Annotated in this window: 12 protein-coding genes; 10 read left to right on the top strand and 2 right to left on the bottom strand. The window is 43.1% G+C overall.

Annotated features, from left to right (window positions below):
* Positions 1 to 132 precede the first annotated feature (132 nt).
* Positions 133 to 1,134 carry a FecR family protein gene (locus tag ACFSR5_RS06570; RefSeq protein ID WP_380901940.1) on the bottom strand — a complete coding sequence of 334 codons (1,002 nt, stop codon included), beginning with the start codon at positions 1,132 to 1,134 and terminating at the stop codon, positions 133 to 135.
* 97 nt (positions 1,135 to 1,231) lie between these two features.
* On the bottom strand, positions 1,232 to 1,804 hold the full coding sequence (locus ACFSR5_RS06565) for an RNA polymerase sigma factor (RefSeq protein ID WP_380901938.1): 573 nt from the start codon (positions 1,802 to 1,804) through the stop codon (positions 1,232 to 1,234).
* A gap of 375 nt (positions 1,805 to 2,179) precedes the next feature.
* Here ACFSR5_RS06565 and ACFSR5_RS06560 point away from each other — a divergent pair, with 375 nt between their 5' ends.
* From ACFSR5_RS06560 to ACFSR5_RS06515, 10 genes are all read left to right on the top strand, one after another.
* Positions 2,180 to 2,752: an RNA polymerase sigma factor gene (locus ACFSR5_RS06560; RefSeq protein WP_380901936.1), complete on the top strand. Its 573-nt coding sequence runs from the start codon at positions 2,180 to 2,182 to the stop codon at positions 2,750 to 2,752.
* Positions 2,753 to 2,911: 159 nt separating this feature from the next.
* Positions 2,912 to 4,063, top strand: coding sequence for a FecR family protein (locus tag ACFSR5_RS06555; RefSeq protein ID WP_380901934.1), 1,152 nt, complete (start codon positions 2,912 to 2,914; stop codon positions 4,061 to 4,063).
* Between the two features lie 136 nt (positions 4,064 to 4,199).
* The gene (locus ACFSR5_RS06550; protein ID WP_380901932.1) at positions 4,200 to 7,661 is read left to right on the top strand and encodes a SusC/RagA family TonB-linked outer membrane protein; all 3,462 of its coding nucleotides are present in this window, start codon (positions 4,200 to 4,202) and stop codon (positions 7,659 to 7,661) included.
* Between the two features lie 11 nt (positions 7,662 to 7,672).
* Positions 7,673 to 9,097 (top strand): SusD/RagB family nutrient-binding outer membrane lipoprotein, encoded by a 1,425-nt coding sequence (locus ACFSR5_RS06545; RefSeq protein ID WP_380901930.1) that lies wholly within the window; start codon positions 7,673 to 7,675, stop codon positions 9,095 to 9,097.
* Positions 9,098 to 9,105: 8 nt separating this feature from the next.
* Positions 9,106 to 9,969, top strand: a complete 864-nt coding sequence (locus ACFSR5_RS06540) for an endonuclease/exonuclease/phosphatase family protein (RefSeq protein WP_380901928.1) — start codon at positions 9,106 to 9,108, stop codon at positions 9,967 to 9,969.
* A gap of 458 nt (positions 9,970 to 10,427) precedes the next feature.
* Positions 10,428 to 11,039 carry an NAD(P)H-dependent oxidoreductase gene (locus tag ACFSR5_RS06535; protein ID WP_380901926.1) on the top strand — a complete coding sequence of 204 codons (612 nt, stop codon included), beginning with the start codon at positions 10,428 to 10,430 and terminating at the stop codon, positions 11,037 to 11,039.
* Between the two features lie 289 nt (positions 11,040 to 11,328).
* A complete protein-coding gene (locus ACFSR5_RS06530) occupies positions 11,329 to 12,489 on the top strand; it encodes a helix-turn-helix domain-containing protein (RefSeq protein ID WP_380901924.1) in 1,161 nt (386 codons plus the stop codon).
* Positions 12,490 to 12,650: 161 nt separating this feature from the next.
* Entirely contained in the window at positions 12,651 to 13,667 is a 1,017-nt protein-coding gene (locus tag ACFSR5_RS06525) for an alpha/beta fold hydrolase (protein ID WP_380901922.1), read from the top strand.
* Positions 13,668 to 13,735: 68 nt separating this feature from the next.
* Positions 13,736 to 14,149 carry a hypothetical protein gene (locus ACFSR5_RS06520; protein WP_380901920.1) on the top strand — a complete coding sequence of 138 codons (414 nt, stop codon included), beginning with the start codon at positions 13,736 to 13,738 and terminating at the stop codon, positions 14,147 to 14,149.
* A gap of 398 nt (positions 14,150 to 14,547) precedes the next feature.
* On the top strand, positions 14,548 to 15,942 hold the full coding sequence (locus tag ACFSR5_RS06515; protein WP_380901918.1) for a TrkH family potassium uptake protein: 1,395 nt from the start codon (positions 14,548 to 14,550) through the stop codon (positions 15,940 to 15,942).
* The last annotated feature ends 3 nt before the right edge of the window (positions 15,943 to 15,945 follow it).

Raw genomic sequence — 15,945 nt, 5'->3', positions numbered from 1 at the left:
AAAGTGTATAATGATACAGTTTCGATTTTTTTAACATATATTGTATTGTTTTTAGTAAGTGCAAAATTTATTTAGAAACATCAGACCGGGGCTCTGCGAAAGCTCCGGTTTCTGTTAAAATAGGCGGTATGTCTAGTCGATAAAAACCTCCTTTCCCTTCACATGATATTGGAATGCATTGATATGTTGGAGCCCTTTAAGGACCTTGGCCAATGTCGGCTTTTCGAACCTGGCCGTAAAATAGTGGTTTTGAGAAATCGGACCTGCAAAATGCAGGTCAACCCCGAACCAGGTTTCAAGCTTTTCTTTCACTTGGAACCAATTGTTGTTCGAGAAGATTAGCACATTGTCTTTCCAAGAGCTTAAATCTTCCGTACTTGCGGTACGAACTTCTATAGCCGAGTTGTCTGCATCGTAGGTAAGCAGATGTCCCCTGGAGACGATTTTCCGAAAATTTCCGTGAGAGGATGAGGCGAATGCAACTGTTCCCTTGTTGACGGACAATTGATAGTGACCGTGGTCATCGCGGAGCTTGATATTAAAGGAGGTCCCTAAAACCTTATTGGTACCCATGGAGGTCGCCACGACAAATGGCTGTTCGGGACGGTGCGTCACCTCAAAGAATGCCTCACCCTTGTCCAGGAAGATTTTACGTTCGGCGGTCGCATTTAGATTGATGGCGTAACGTATTTTACTGTTTCCATGAAGATAGAGGATACTGCTGTCCGGTAGTACCGCCTTTACGCGCTGCCCGGGACGCGTTACGATGCTGTCCAACACGGAAACATGCTCGCTTTGATTTCTCGATATGGAGGTTGGTGAACGTCGCAGCAACAAATAGGTTCCTGTAAACACGACCAATAACGCTGCGGCGGTTGCAAATCGTATGGGCTTACTGAACCATCTAGTTTTTCCGTTCGGCACCCGTTCTTGAGCATCTAAGATGGCCTGTATTCTTATGAAGACATCGTTTCCAACTTTCTCGTCGGCTTTCTTTAATTCTTTTTTTTCAAATCTTTCTTTGTCAAGCCAATCTTCTATAATCTGCTTGTCGACAGGGCGGATATCCTCGCGGAGATAATCCTGTAATAGGTCGTTAAGCTTTCGCCGACCATTCCTTCTGCGTTGATCCATATATAACATGAGGCTGAAGGTGGTATATCGTACTATAGGATATCCGTTAAGAAATTATGAATAAATTGTTTTATAAATGTAAACCGACGGAGAGCGGTTAATGTGGAAGCGTGATCAGATAAAAAAGAAGACCCAGTTCCATGACCTGCCTAATTTTTTTATTAGCAGCTACCAACTGGTTCTTTACCGTTTGTTCGGCTATGCCTAATTCCAATGCTATGTCCCGTATGGTGTAATCGCGCTCGTAATGTAATGTGTATATTTCGCGCTGCCTTTGAGGAAGTTTGGCGATTTCCGCATCCCAACGTTGCTTCAGTTCTTTGGCTTCTATAGAGGCATCAAGCGAATGGCTTAATTCTTCTACGGCAGCACGATAGATGTCTGTTTTGCGTGATAAGGACAAGGAAGCTTCCAGACGACGGATAATCTCGTGCTTGGCCATGCGGTAAAGATAGGCCTGCACGTTTGACTGGATTGTCAGCCGCGTACGTTTCTCCCAAAGATTAACGAAAATTTCCTGTAAGATGTCTTTGGCTTCGTCTTCGTCCCGCGTCTTTAGGAAGGCCAAGTCGTATACGACACGCCAACAGCTGCTGTACAGCGTCGTGAATGCGTTCCGGTCTCCTTGCTTAACGCGTAGAAAAAGTTCAAGAAGCTGTGTGTCATTCATTCGGCGAATTTTTCCCAAAGGTAGACCTTCGGTATAAAAATATAATTAAGATAAAGTTAATTGAATATAAAACTCCAATGGGATGAAGACAGGCTTTTCTAACCCTTTTCTTTGATTTGCTAGTATACGTATTTTATTCTATCTGATATGGTTAGGGAATCAGATTTTCACGACCGTACCTTGTACGGGTGATGCTAGGCATGGACACCCTTACTGCTAAAATCGAGGAGGACAGTAATCGATGCTTTTTTATTACTAAGTCGTTTGTCATCACGCTTCATTTGTTAGGTAATAAAAACTTAATGTAGGATGCTCTTGAAATCCGTTAATTTTGCTAGCATTTAAACGAAGACTATAAATTTTAAAACTACCGTCGTGGAATCGTACACAGACCAGGAGCTTTGGGATTTTTTACGGAAGGGAGACCGGCGAGCATTTGAAATTATCTACCATCGTCATATAAGGGCGTTGTTTCAAGAAATCAGTAAACGAATTGAAGATCGGGACGTTGTGGAAGATCTCGCACAAGACATATTCTTGTCCTTGTGGGAGAAACGTATGCATTACCAACCGAAAGGGGATATTTACCCTTATTTATACGGAATGGCGATCAATAGGGTTTTGAACTTTTACCGGAGCAACAGGCTACAGCCACAATTTGTGGAGATTTGGGAAACCATGCCCGAATATATAGCAGGTGTTCAGGAGCTATCTGCAGCATTCAGGCAAGCGCATACTGAAGAGGTGGAATCCCTCCTTGATCAAGCGATTTTTGCGCTCCCTGATCGTATGCGACAAGTTTACAAGCTCCGCTATGAAGAAAACAAATCGGTTCCTGAAATAGCGACACTGCTTTCTACCTCGCCAAATACAGTACACAATCAATTGAAGGCTATTCGAAAACGCTTTTTGCACGCTTTGAAGAACACCAGTTATTTTTTTCTTTGATCTGCCATTTGCGATTGGTGGAGTTGTGTTAATAAATCGTTACCTAAATTAAGAAATTATTAAAGTTAGTTTCGGGAATAGCCGAACTGCGTATTTATGTTCCTTTATAGATAAAGGGGATCCGGAAAAGGGTCAACTTTAGACATTCATATTCTTTTTGTGAAAGAAAATATTAAGGAACTACTGGAAAAATATAGCCGAAATGCATGTACGCCTCAGGAGTTGCGTGCGTTAGAGGCGTGGTATCAGCAACTAGGAGCGGGGCGGGAAGGCTCAACGCCCGATGAACAAACCATTAATCGCATTTGGACTAAGTTAGCACATCAAACGCTGGCGTATGACCCGCCCCGGCCTAAACCGAGAAGAATGCCTGTATTTGGCTGGATATCCGCCGCCGCGGCAGTCGCCCTGATCGCTCTAACTGTAGGTATACTTTTAGATAACCGAAGATCGCAAGAGCTATCTTTGGTCAGTGCAGATGTTGCTCCAGGATCTGATAAAGCATTTCTTATCTTAGTGGATGGCACTAAGATCGCGCTTGATGAAGCTGCTGAAGGCAACATAGCCGAGCAATATGGTTTACATATATCGAAGCAGAACGATGGAACAGTCGTGTACAGCTCAGATTCATCGAAAAAGACAGCAGGATATACTTCGAAATACAATACGATAGAAACACCGCGGGGAGGCCAGTATCAAATCGTGCTGTCGGATGGAACAACGATAAGGCTGAACGCCTCTTCTTCGGTTACATTTCCTGTACAGTTTTCGGCTAGCTCACGAGCCGTGCGTATTACGGGTGAAGCTTACTTTAATGTAGCGACGCGGTATTTGCCAGGTTTTCCCACGGATCGTATACCATTCATTGTCGAGACGGACCAGCAAAAAATAGAAGTACTGGGTACACAGTTCAACGTCAATGCATATCCCGAAAATGGAATGCAACGTACCACTTTAGTCGAGGGCATTGTTAAGGTTTCCCGTCCCGGCAGCGAGGAGCGGGTCTTGCTAACACCTGGAGAGCGCGCGCAGATCGGCGAAACTATTGCTGTTTCCAAGGCAGATATCGAGCAGGATATTGCTTGGAAAAATGGTGATTTTATTTATAAGAACGAACAGTTGATCCATATCCTACAACAGGTATCTCGATGGTATAATGTAGAAATCGACTGCCCAAAGGAACTTGAAAAACTGAGGTTCAGCGGTATGATCTCCCGCAAAAGACCTTTGTCAAGCATTATCACCATGCTACAAGCTACCGGATCCATCCGGGTTATACGAAAAGAAAGGAGGTTGACGATAACAACATAAAACAGATTCGACTATACAGAAAATACGGGCTTAAAGAAGCGGACAGTGCGACCAACACCATCCGCTAATGATTCAGTTCATTCCAGTCCCTTACGCTAAATAAAAAACAGAATAAAAAAACCACATCAACAAAAATATGAAATTTCAAGTATTCATACGTGTTATGAAAATTTTAATGATCCTTCTAACCTGCTTTTTCGTGCATGTCCAAGCAAGCAGTTACGGGCAACGTCTGACCATTCATAAAAAAAATACGAGCATCGCGGATGTCTTGCGTGAAATCCGTAAACAGACGGGATATGATTTCTTCTACGATGCAAACATCTTTAACGGGGCACGGAATGTCTCGGTACATTTGAATCAAGCGAGCATCCATGAAGTACTGTCGATTTGCTTCGCCAATCAACCGTATACCTACAGTATCGATAACAATATTGTGACCATAAAGCGGGCAAAACACGTAGTACAAGGCCGTGCACGAAGCCTGCGGACGGCCGAGCAACAAGATGGACGGATAACCGGACAGGTGAAAAACACAAACGGCCAAGTGCTTTCGGGTGCTACTGTCAAAATACGTGAATTGGACCGGTCGGTGATGACCGATCTGGAGGGTCGGTTTTCGCTGGAAGTCCTTGCAGGTGTCTACACGGTCGAAGTGAGTTACTTGGCATACGACCGTTATATAAAAACAGGGGTATCTATCCCGCCAGGTGGTATGACAGAGTTATCGGTGGCTTTACAGGAAAGCCTCCGTACGATGGATGAAGTGGTTGTAACAGCCTTGGGAATCAAAAGGGAAGAAAAGGAAATTGGTTATGCGCAACAGACTGTTAACGCAGAACAGCTTGCAACAGCAGTATCTAATAATTGGTCGGAGGGCTTAAAGGGAAAAGTTGCCGGCTTGAATATCACCTCGGGCAGTACGGGTCCCATAAATTCACAGGGTATACAGTTGCGTGGTACCACATCGCTTGCTCCAGGAGGCAATAATGCACTTATTGTAATTGATGGAGTTCCAATGAACCAAGAAACTACGGCCTATGGAAATAACGTTGGTGCAGCCTACGGCACAGAAGCTCCTGTCGATTATGGAAATGCCATATCAGAACTGAGGCAAGAAGATATTGAGAGTGTGAGTATTTTAAAAGGTCCGTCTGCGGCAGCGCTTTATGGATCCAGGGCGGCCAATGGCGTCTTGATTATCACGACCAAATCGGGTAAGAAAAATCAAAAATTAGGGATAGGGTTTAATTCTACGGCGCTATTTGACCAAATCATCAACTGGCCGAATTACCAGTATGAATATGGTTCGGGCAATATGGCGGCGAGAGACGAAAACGGAGAACTTTATTATTCCTGGGGGAATTCGGAAGACGGTCCGAGCACGAACACGCCGGCGGCATTTGGCCCTAAATTCGATGGACAGTATTTCTTTCAGTATGACCCAGCTACGCAGGCTCAAGGAAAAGAACGGACGTTGTGGAGGCCATACAAAAATAACATGAAAGATTTCTACCGTACCGGCTTAACTTTCGAAAATGCACTATCCATACAAGGGGGCGACTCGAAAGGCTCGATGCGTTTGAACTTGTCGAGGACAGATAACAACTACATTACACCAAACACGGGCTTTAAGCGCAATACCGTTTCATTTAACGGGAATTATGAAGTCTCAAAACGCATTAAACTCTCCTCAGTTGTCAACTTCAACAATCGAGAAAGTGACAATCTTCCTGGTTTTGGTATGAGTAATGGATCATTAGGCTACTTTATGATGTTTCTGCTTCCTAACGTGGACATCAACGTGTATAAGCCAATATGGAAGAATGGAAAAGAAAACATAGAACAACTCAACCCTTTTTCTGATTGGTCCAGTAACCCCTATTACTTAATGTATGTAGATACCAATCCCCTCAGTAGCAATCAGCTGGTAGGAAACGTAAAAACAGATATCAAACTATCCGATCATTTGGATTTTATGGGACGTATTTCGTTAAACTCCCTGTCGCAATTGCGTGAAACGCAACGCGGATTTTCCAGTAAGAAACATCCGAGAGGCTATTATGGGCGCCAGGACGTCTCCAGCCAGGAAGTGAACGCTGATTTTTTATTGACATACAAAAACAAGGTAATGGAGAATTTTCATTACAGCTTAGTAGCCGGCGGAAGTAAGATGACATATGATCATCGGAATGTGATGTCGTCTGTAGACGCGCTAATTGTTCCGGGCGTTTATACCTTGGCAAATGGAGTGAACAATCCGCTGGTAAAAACGAACGACGCCCGTAAGCATATGAATAGTCTATACGGAATGGCGTCTTTATCATGGAAAGATCGGATCTTTCTGGATTTTACGGGCCGTAATGATTGGTCAAGCACGCTTCCGAAAAACAACAATTCCTATTTTTATCCTTCTGTAAGCAGTAGTTTTATCTTGTCGGATATTTTGAAATTGCCCGAACCGGTCAGTTACTTAAAATACAGATTGTCGTATGCAAAAGTAGGAAGTGACGCCAGTCCTTACCAGACGTCAAAATATTATGCGCAAAGTGGTTTCTCCAGTTCAGCCACGGTGCCAACGGCCATGTTTAATGCCGATTTAAAGCCGGAGATTACGTCGAGTTGGGAAACGGGGGTAGATTTTCGCCTGTTTAAGAACCGGTTTGGTGTTGATGCGACCTATTATCAGTCGAGCACTCAAAACCAGATCCTCGCATTACCCAACGATATCGTGTCAGGTTACAGCAGCCGCGTGATCAATGCTGGGGAAGTACAAAACCGTGGAGTTGAGCTTGTTCTGACTGGCACACCCATTAAGCATACGGATTTTGACTGGAACGTGCATGTTATTTGGTCGATGAACCGAAACAAAATTATCGAGCTAAACGATAACCTGGAACGTCAGACATTGGCCCAAGTCTGGCAAGCATACCTAATGGGCACCGTAGGGGGGCGTACCAGCGACCTGTGGGGGACGAAATTCGTACGCGATGATGCCGGAAACATGGTATTCAATAATGGTATTCCGGTACGGACGACGACGCAAGAATATATCGGCAATACCGCGCCGGATTTTAAAGCGGGTCTAACCAATACCTTACGGTATAAGGATTTCAGATTTAGTATGACCTTAGACGGACAGCTCGGTGGATTGATCTACTCGGGGACCTATAACCGTGCATCGTGGGATGGTTTTACAACAAATACATTGGCGGGCAGGGAAGCCGGCTTTATCGTAGGGGCAGGCGTGGCGCAGCAGGTGGATGGTTCGTATATACCGAACACTGTTGAAGTAAGTCCGCAGGCCTACTATAATCAATACTACCAAACGACAGAGGCGGGGGTCTTCGATGCAAGTTTTATCAAGCTTCGCGAACTGTCCCTCACTTACACATTGCCTAAAAATATGGCACAATCGCTACATGCAAACAACCTATCGTTCAGTATTTATGGACGTAATTTAGCCGTGTTTGATAAGTTTCCGTTTTGGGATCCTGAAGGCGGAACGATGAATGGGACCGTTTTTGTCCCCGGATTAGAAATGGCACCGATGCCGTACACAGCGACTTATGGTTGCACACTAAAAGTTGATTTTTAATTGCGATTCTCATGAAAAAAATAAAGATATTTATGCTTGCTGGATTATTTTTGGGAACATCAAGCTGCACGACAAATTTTGAAGATATCAATACAAATCCCAATTTGATCGATCAGATCAGTCCAGGTACATTACTTAATGAGATCATCTACAATATGGCCTCCAATAACCTGACAAACCATTATTCTATTAACTGCCAACTTATGCAGGTGCAATTGTCGTATCCGCAGTATTACGGAGGTATTCAGCGGTATGAAATCCTGGAAACAACAGGCGACTCCCAATGGAATGCCGGTTATCGCTGGGCGAAGAACATCCGGGAGATGCGGGCTGCTGCTGAGGCGGAGAATTCAAATAATTACCTGGCTATAGCCTTAACCCTAAATGCTTGGGTGTATACTAACCTTACAGATACATTTGGCGACATTCCTTTTTCAGAAGCTTCGCAAGCAGAGGATGGCCTTTTGCAGGCGCGCTATGATAAGCAGGAGGATATCTATCAGCAGCTACTTAGCGATTTAGCAACCGCTAATTCGTTGTATGACCATACGCAGTCCATGACTTACGGAACCGATATTCTTTTTTCTAATAGTACGCAGAAATGGCAAAAATTCACCAACTCCTTGCGTCTGCGTTTGTTACTTCGTATAGCTGATGTGCTACCTTCTGCAATTGACGATATGAAGACCATCTTAGGCGACCCCGTGAATCATCCGATTATTACGCATGCATCGGAATCCGCGATATTGCAAGTGACCGGTATTACACCGAATATATCACCATGGTCAAGGGCTTTGGACTTTAGCAATCAGCATGCCGTAGGTGAATTTTTTATAGAAACCCTGAACAATTTGAATGATCCCCGTCGCCCTATTTATGTGACGCCAGCTGCTAGGGAGGGTGGAAGCATCGGGTATAAGGGGATTCCAAGCGGTTATGATGACGGGAGCTTTGATTATTCTCCTTCTTACATGAATAACGCACAGGTTGTCGCGCCCATGATCATCCCGATTCTTACATTGGCCGAGGTTGAATTTATCCAAGCCGAGCTAGCGCAAAAAGGGCATATCACTGGCGATGCGGAAACGCATTTCCGAAAAGCGATTCGTGCTGCCGTGGAGTTATGGACAAAAGTGCCGCTAGCGGACGCTTATTTCGATCAGGATCTTGCCCAATATGACGGTACCATGGAACGAATTATGCTGCACAAGTACCTGGCCTTGTACTTTACAGATAACCAACAGTGGGCGGAATACCGTCGTACCGGCTTTCCGGTGCTTCCGTCGACATCCAGTATGTTAAATGACGGTGTCGTCCCATCGCGGTTGATGTATGCGAGCTTGCAAGAGACATACAACGCGACGAACTATAAAGAGGCGGCGTCGCGGATGGACGGTGATAACGTGAATGCAAAGGTTTGGTGGGATATAAAATGATATATACGATGAAAAAGAACTTATGGAAAGTCGGCTGCACGCTGATCTGCCTTTTTACTACGTTGGTTGCTACCACCGCAAAGGGACAATCCGCGACATTTAAGATTGCGTCCTATAACATCCGATACGCGGCAGATCAGGATGAGAAAAGTGGCAACAGCTGGCAGATACGTAAAATTCCGTTAGCGGGCTTGATCCAACGGCACCAATTTGACATAGTAGGAACGCAGGAAGGAAATAGTGCACAGCTCTTAGAGCTTCAGGCTTTACTCCCGGAATTTGATTTTATCGCTGATCCTTACGGCGGAAAAGGAGATCTCCATAACACGGCTATTCTTTATAAAAAAGATACCTTCTTGGCGCTCGATTCCGGAGTATTCTGGTTGAGCGATACGCCAGACGTACCAAGCATAGGTTGGGATGCTTCTGATCGGCGCATCTGCCAATGGGTAAAGTTTAAGGATAAGAAATCTGGGAAAGAGTTTTTTGTTTTCAATGCACATTTCTATTGGCGTAAACAGACTGCGCGGGAGAAGTCGGGACCACTTGTTGCACGTAAGATCAAAGCCATTGGAGGTAATTATCCGATTATCTTGCTTGGCGATCTAAATTCCACGTCAACGACGAAACAGATCGCCGCTCTAAAACGCGGGCTGAAAGACAGCTATGAAGTTACGGAAACCCCGCGAAAGGGGATAGAGGGTACCGCCTTTCCAGGAGGTGTATTTCAAGGTATTCCAAAAAATCGTATCGATTATATTTTTGTCACTCCGAAAGTACGGGTAATGGATTATGAGGTGATTTCCGATGTATACGATACTGATCGCTATCCGTCGGATCATCTACCGGTATCTTCTGTCATCTTATTTTAATAGTAGTCGTAAGGGTTCCCGCTATTTTCTGGAAACACCAAACGTACAAACAAAGCTCTCAGCGTATTTCGCATGGGAGCTTTGTGATTTACAACTCAATAGACAGATCGGTTTACCGTCGTTGTCGAAGATCATGGCTGCTGGAGGAAGCCAAAGGTTCAAAAAAATTGTGGCGAACGTAGATTTGGAACAGAAACGTGCATAATATTGTTTCTCTAAAGCGATTGTAACGTGATGTAGCCTTTTTATCGCTGCATTTGGTAGGCTAAAAAATATTGTATCTTTTCCGTGTTCGATAGATACTTTGCGATTTACGAAGTAGAAACAAAATTCTTTTTATTTTGGTTTAATCGACGGTATTTATTGTTATTCAAAATGACTTGTTAAAGAAAAAAGAGCATTGACAATACCGGGATTTATCATCACCTTTATTTATAATCTACTAATTTCATGGATATATGAATGTATTTATAGTGTATGCACATCCCAGTAATAAATCGTTCACCTACCAAATTCTAGATGCATTGTTAAAGGGCCTGGAATTGGGAGGGCATGCGACTAAAATTTCCGATTTATATGCAATGGACTTCCGGACCGATATGACTGCCGAAGAATACGAACGTGAAGCCTACCTCAAAACCGACGGCTTTTTACCCGAGGACATTGTTGCAGAACAACTCAAAATAGAATGGGCCGATTCCATTATTTTTCTCTATCCGCTCTGGTGGAGTGACTGTCCCGCTAAGCTAAAAGGTTGGTTCGATAGGGTGTATTCCGTAGGATATGCTTATGGTTACGACGAAAATGGGAATCAGGCTAGAAAAATGAAAACCATAAAATACGGTATCGCTATGGTAACTGCTGGTCATACGAAAGAGACGCTTGAAAGTATGGGTATTGCAGGTAGTATTCACAAAATAATTTTGGAAGATAGAATGGGAGATCGATTCGAAAATAAGGAATTAGTGATCTATGGAGGAACGCTAAATATCGAAAAAGTGAAAGGCAGTCACCTAAATAACGCGACGCAATTGGGCGAGTATATGGGGAGGTCCGTTCTAACGAAATAGAAACCTCTTTATTTAGCGGAATTTCATAAATACATTGTAACTCGCTGAAAATAAAAAAAACACGGAGTAAAAATCGTGTTTATAAGATAGGTTGGAAAGGAGATAGACTTTTACAGGCGAATATTGTCCATCTAATGAAATACGGCGCCAATAAACTTTTGACAAGAAACGTCCTGCTGTCCCGGGGTGTATAACGAATAGATTAGATTTGGCACCTTGGAAAGCTTTTGTAATCTCGGATGCTGGCCTGGTAGTTGTTTGTATTAAAAAAATAAATAGTGTATAAATCATGGGATCAACTATCGCAATGCTATTATCTATTTCATTGGAGATACCTTACTTATCCGGCGTTGTTATAGGAAGCTTTTTATCTGTTGTTTTATTTACCAAAGCAGAAAAAAAAACAACAGATTACATGCTTGCCTGCTGGCTGGTTGTGTCGACAATTATGTTGTTATCGATTTACCTGCTTACATCGGGGCTCTACCTCCAGTACCCAGTACTCTCTATTCAAGGACTTTGGATGCCATTGGCACAAGGGCCGTTCCTTTACCTCTACATAAAATATCAAACACGTCCGATACCGTTTCAAAAAAACGATCTCTTACACTTTGTACCGTTTTTTTTGGGCTATTTGGTTTTCTCTCAGTTTTATTGGCTTTCATTTTCGGATAAAGTGAACGTGCTTAAAAATGGTGCTATGGGATTTGAAATAGAAAATAAATGGAGGATAGTCTTCATATACCTTTCAGGGCTGATCTATATTCCACTAGCGTTTTACAGATTATTTATATTCAGGAAAGGCCTTAAGTACCGATTTTCAAACATAGAAAAAATAAACTTTCGTTGGCTGCTTTACCTTGTTGTAGGAATGGCAGCAATTTGGGCTATTGTCCTGATCTTTCATAAAGACAATCTTGTTTTTTCAGCTTCTGTTGTGTATGTATGGTGGATGGGATATTTTGGAATCAAACAGGTAAATGTATTTAGTCAAAAGCATATTGAAGAGGAGGGTTTTGTTGAAAAAGCAGAGATCGGGGGGGAACAACAAAAGCCTGAAACTAGTTCATATACGGTCAAATATGCAAAATCACTTCTAGAACCAGATGCTGCAAATCGGATATACCTAAAATTGCAAGTTGTACTAAACCAGGAAAAGCCGTATCTAAATCCGGAACTGACTCTTAATGACCTGGCAAGGATGGTCGACACCCATCCGAATTTATTATCACAGGTGATCAATTCCGTGATTGAGAAGAATTTTTATGAACTGATAAACGAACTGCGGGTGAACGAATTTTTGGAACGGGTAGCACTTCCTGCTAATAAAAAATATACGCTTTTAACCATTGCGTATGACTGCGGTTTCAATTCAAAGGCGTCTTTCAATCGAAATTTTAAAAAACATACAGGCAAGTCGCCCCAACAGTACCTCAATACCGGGTTGTAATAGCCTCAATTTTCAAATAAGGTCTCGTGGCGAATAATTGGCAGCCCTACTGTTTAAATAATGCGTCCAAAATAGGTCTCACCCTGCCGGATGATCCTTTTTGAACACGTATAGGGTGTATTTTTGTATATGCATTTAGGTCTGCTATATAAACGTGCACTATGAACATATTCCATTTGGTAAAAAAAATCATCATTATCTTCTTCTCTCTCATCGCCACCATATTATTGGTTGGGATCCTATTTGAAAGCTGGTCGCGTGCAAAAGCTGAAAAGATTATTCCCAACGGTCAGTTTGCCGAGGTGGACCATTGTCGAATACATTACCTGAAAAAAGGAACCGGCGGGCCAACGGTTGTCTTTGAATCGGCCTTATGTCCAGAAGGCCATCTTCAGTGGTATCTGATTCAACAGGAGCTAAGTTCGTACGCAACAACCATTTCGTATGACCGAGCCGGTATACTTTGGAGTGAAAGAGGAGAAAATCCGAAGACCGGTGAACAGATCGCTGAGGAATTACACCTATTGCTGGAAAAATCTAATGCACCGAAGCCATACATTCTCACTGGTCACTCTATGGGAGGGATGTTGATCCGGTTCTTCGTCGATAAATACCCACAGGATGTTGCCGGAGTGGTATTGGTCGACAGCCAGCATCCTGAAAATCAAAAATACCTTTCACCCGAACTTTACAAGTTGGTGAATCAAGGTTTGCCAGTTGGCTTCTTGAAGTTTGCGAACACTTTTGGTCTGGCAAGACTTATGTTCAGGGATATATTTCCCCCTTCGGCGCATTATCAATATCAAAACGCTATAATGCCTGCATTGCTCCATAAAAGCGCTGCTGGCGTTCTAGAAGAACAGCAACAGATGACCTCTATTAAATATGCTGCTTCACAAATTAAATCGTTCGGTAACATTCCTTTATATGTTGTCAGTGCAACGGATACCTCTCGTTTTGATTCATTGTTCAAAGAAGAAAAAATGCGAGCCGAAATAGTAACTGCATGGGAAAACATGCAGAAGAATCTTTTGTCGCTTTCTTCTAACAGCCAACATTACTTGGTTGCAGGTAGCAGCCACTACATCACGCTGGATCAACCGGGGGGTATTGTCGGTGCGATAAAAGAAATGATCTTTCAGTTTCGTCGTAAGCAGCCACTTACTGGTAACCGATAGATCAGAAAATCTATCAAGAGTTTCGATTGACTATGAATACGACTTTTTTAACTTTTAAATGTAGAATCATGAAAACAAAATGTATCCTATTTTCCACATTAATTGCAACAATAATCCTGAGTGTCGTGTCCTGCGGCAAAGACGATGGACCGCAAGATGGCTCGACAAATAGCTACCCGAAAGATGTAACCATTGAATACAAATTCAATGTAGCTTCAGGCAGTCCGAATAAAGTAGAATTGGCGTACACCAATGAAAGCGGTGGAACAGAGAACGTAAAAGACGTTACGTTACCGTATTCAAAAAAAATACGTCGTACGGTAAATGCTTATGATGGCGTTTCTGCTCGTTTTTCGGCTTTTGGGCCGGGAGGGATAAAGGCTGAGATTTATATAGACAACAAGTTGATCGGTTCGAAAACTGCTTCTTCAAATGCTGCAACAGCCAGCTTTAATGATGCAGTCAGTTATATATGGCGCTAAAGTTCCGGTGTGCTAACGATCTGCGTACAGCAGTAACATGAGAAAATGAGCAGCCTTTTATAACTATAGTTCTTATGCAGTAAGGTTGGTTTTTTGCCCGGTGATGGTTTCGGTTTATTGTCATGCCGCCGCTCTGACATTCAGAAACAAAGAGTACAATGTCTGAAAAAAGTAAATCTTTTATCGATCGTTAAAGACAGACTTATTTTCCTGACCTGTGAAGGTTGGGGACGCTTACGCGATCTGCGACATAAATACCTGTCGGCAAGCACGGATATATCCGTGCATCACTTTTCGCCCATAACACAATATTAACTTAGGTTGCGAAACAATCGACCAAGCGCTAAGACAATGATTGGCGAGAGAATTACAAATATTTTTTTAGTTTTACAGCATAATTGTACGCTTTGATCCGAAGAAGATTTTATAATCCTGCCCAGCTTTTTATTTCCAGCTTTATGGGACTAATCATCGCTGGAACACTCTTGCTTAAACTGCCGATTGCCTTGCATCAGCCGCTTTCCTGGACGGATGCCCTGTTCACTGCGACCAGCGCTGTCTGTGTTACGGGCTTGGTCGTTGTCGATACGGCTACTCATTTTACGCTCATTGGACAGTTATTCATTATGTTGCTTATACAAGCTGGGGGGATTGGAATATTGTCTTTCGCCGGACTGTTCACCTACTTCTTGAAAGGCGGAAGCAGTTATGAAAATCAACTCGCCATCAGGGACTTTTCAAACGCAGACCGTTTGGGCGAGGTGTTTACATTACTCAAACGCACTATTCTCATCACCTTTTCTATCGAACTCATGGGCGCCCTGTGTATCTATATGACCCTCGGTGGTGAATCATCAACACAGTCAGTAGGTGAACGGGTATTTTTTTCGCTTTTTCATGCCGTGTCATCTTTCTGCAATGCCGGGTTTTCAATCCTGCCTAGGGGACTAATGGACGATATGGTGATCCTAAACTACAGCTTCCAGTTTGTCGTTGCTGTCATCTATATCTTTGGAGGTTTGGGATTTCCTATTGTTATCAACGTGATCAAATACGTCAAGCACCTGTTCAATAGGCTATTGAAAAAATGGACGTCACGCGAAAACTTTTATAGACCGTGGGTCATGACCATAAACAGTAAGATTAATCTGATAACAACCGCGGTCATTTCTATTGTCGCCACGTTCGTCATTTATATAAATGAATTTAACAACGTACTTTCAGTTCATGACGGCGTCGGGAAGTGGATAATCGCATTTGCAACAGCGACGACGCCACGTACAGCCGGTTTCAACAGTGTGGACTTCGCAGCGCTACATTTCTCCAGCATCTTGTTCGTCATGCTGCTTATGTGGATCGGTGCATCGCCGAATTCCACTGGTGGGGGAATCAAAACCAGTACATTTGCCGTTGCAGTCCTCAATATGCTCAGCTTAGCAAAAGGAAAAGAACGCACGGAAATTTTTCGAAGAGAAATCGCTACCATATCTATACAACGGGCGTTCGCCACGATGTTTCTATCGCTGATGGTCATTGGGCTCGCTGTTTTCTGTATATCTTTTTTTGAACCATCCCGCCCGCTTTTGGAAATCGCTTTTGAGTGTTTCTCGGCGTATAGTACGGTGGGCCTCTCTTTGAATATTACAGGGGATTTAGCACAAGGTAGCAAGATTGTGGTTGTATTGCTTATGTTTATTGGTCGAGTGACAATGCTTTCTGTATTGATTGCGTTTGTCAAAAAAGTACGCTATGTACACTACAAGTATGCTCCCGAAGAGTTAACAATAAATTAGTTT

The sequence above is a fragment of the Sphingobacterium suaedae genome, assembly GCF_042684625.1.
GTDB classification, from domain to species: Bacteria; Bacteroidota; Bacteroidia; order Sphingobacteriales; family Sphingobacteriaceae; genus Sphingobacterium; species Sphingobacterium suaedae.
This window is presented reverse-complemented; position numbering and strand designations above follow the sequence as displayed.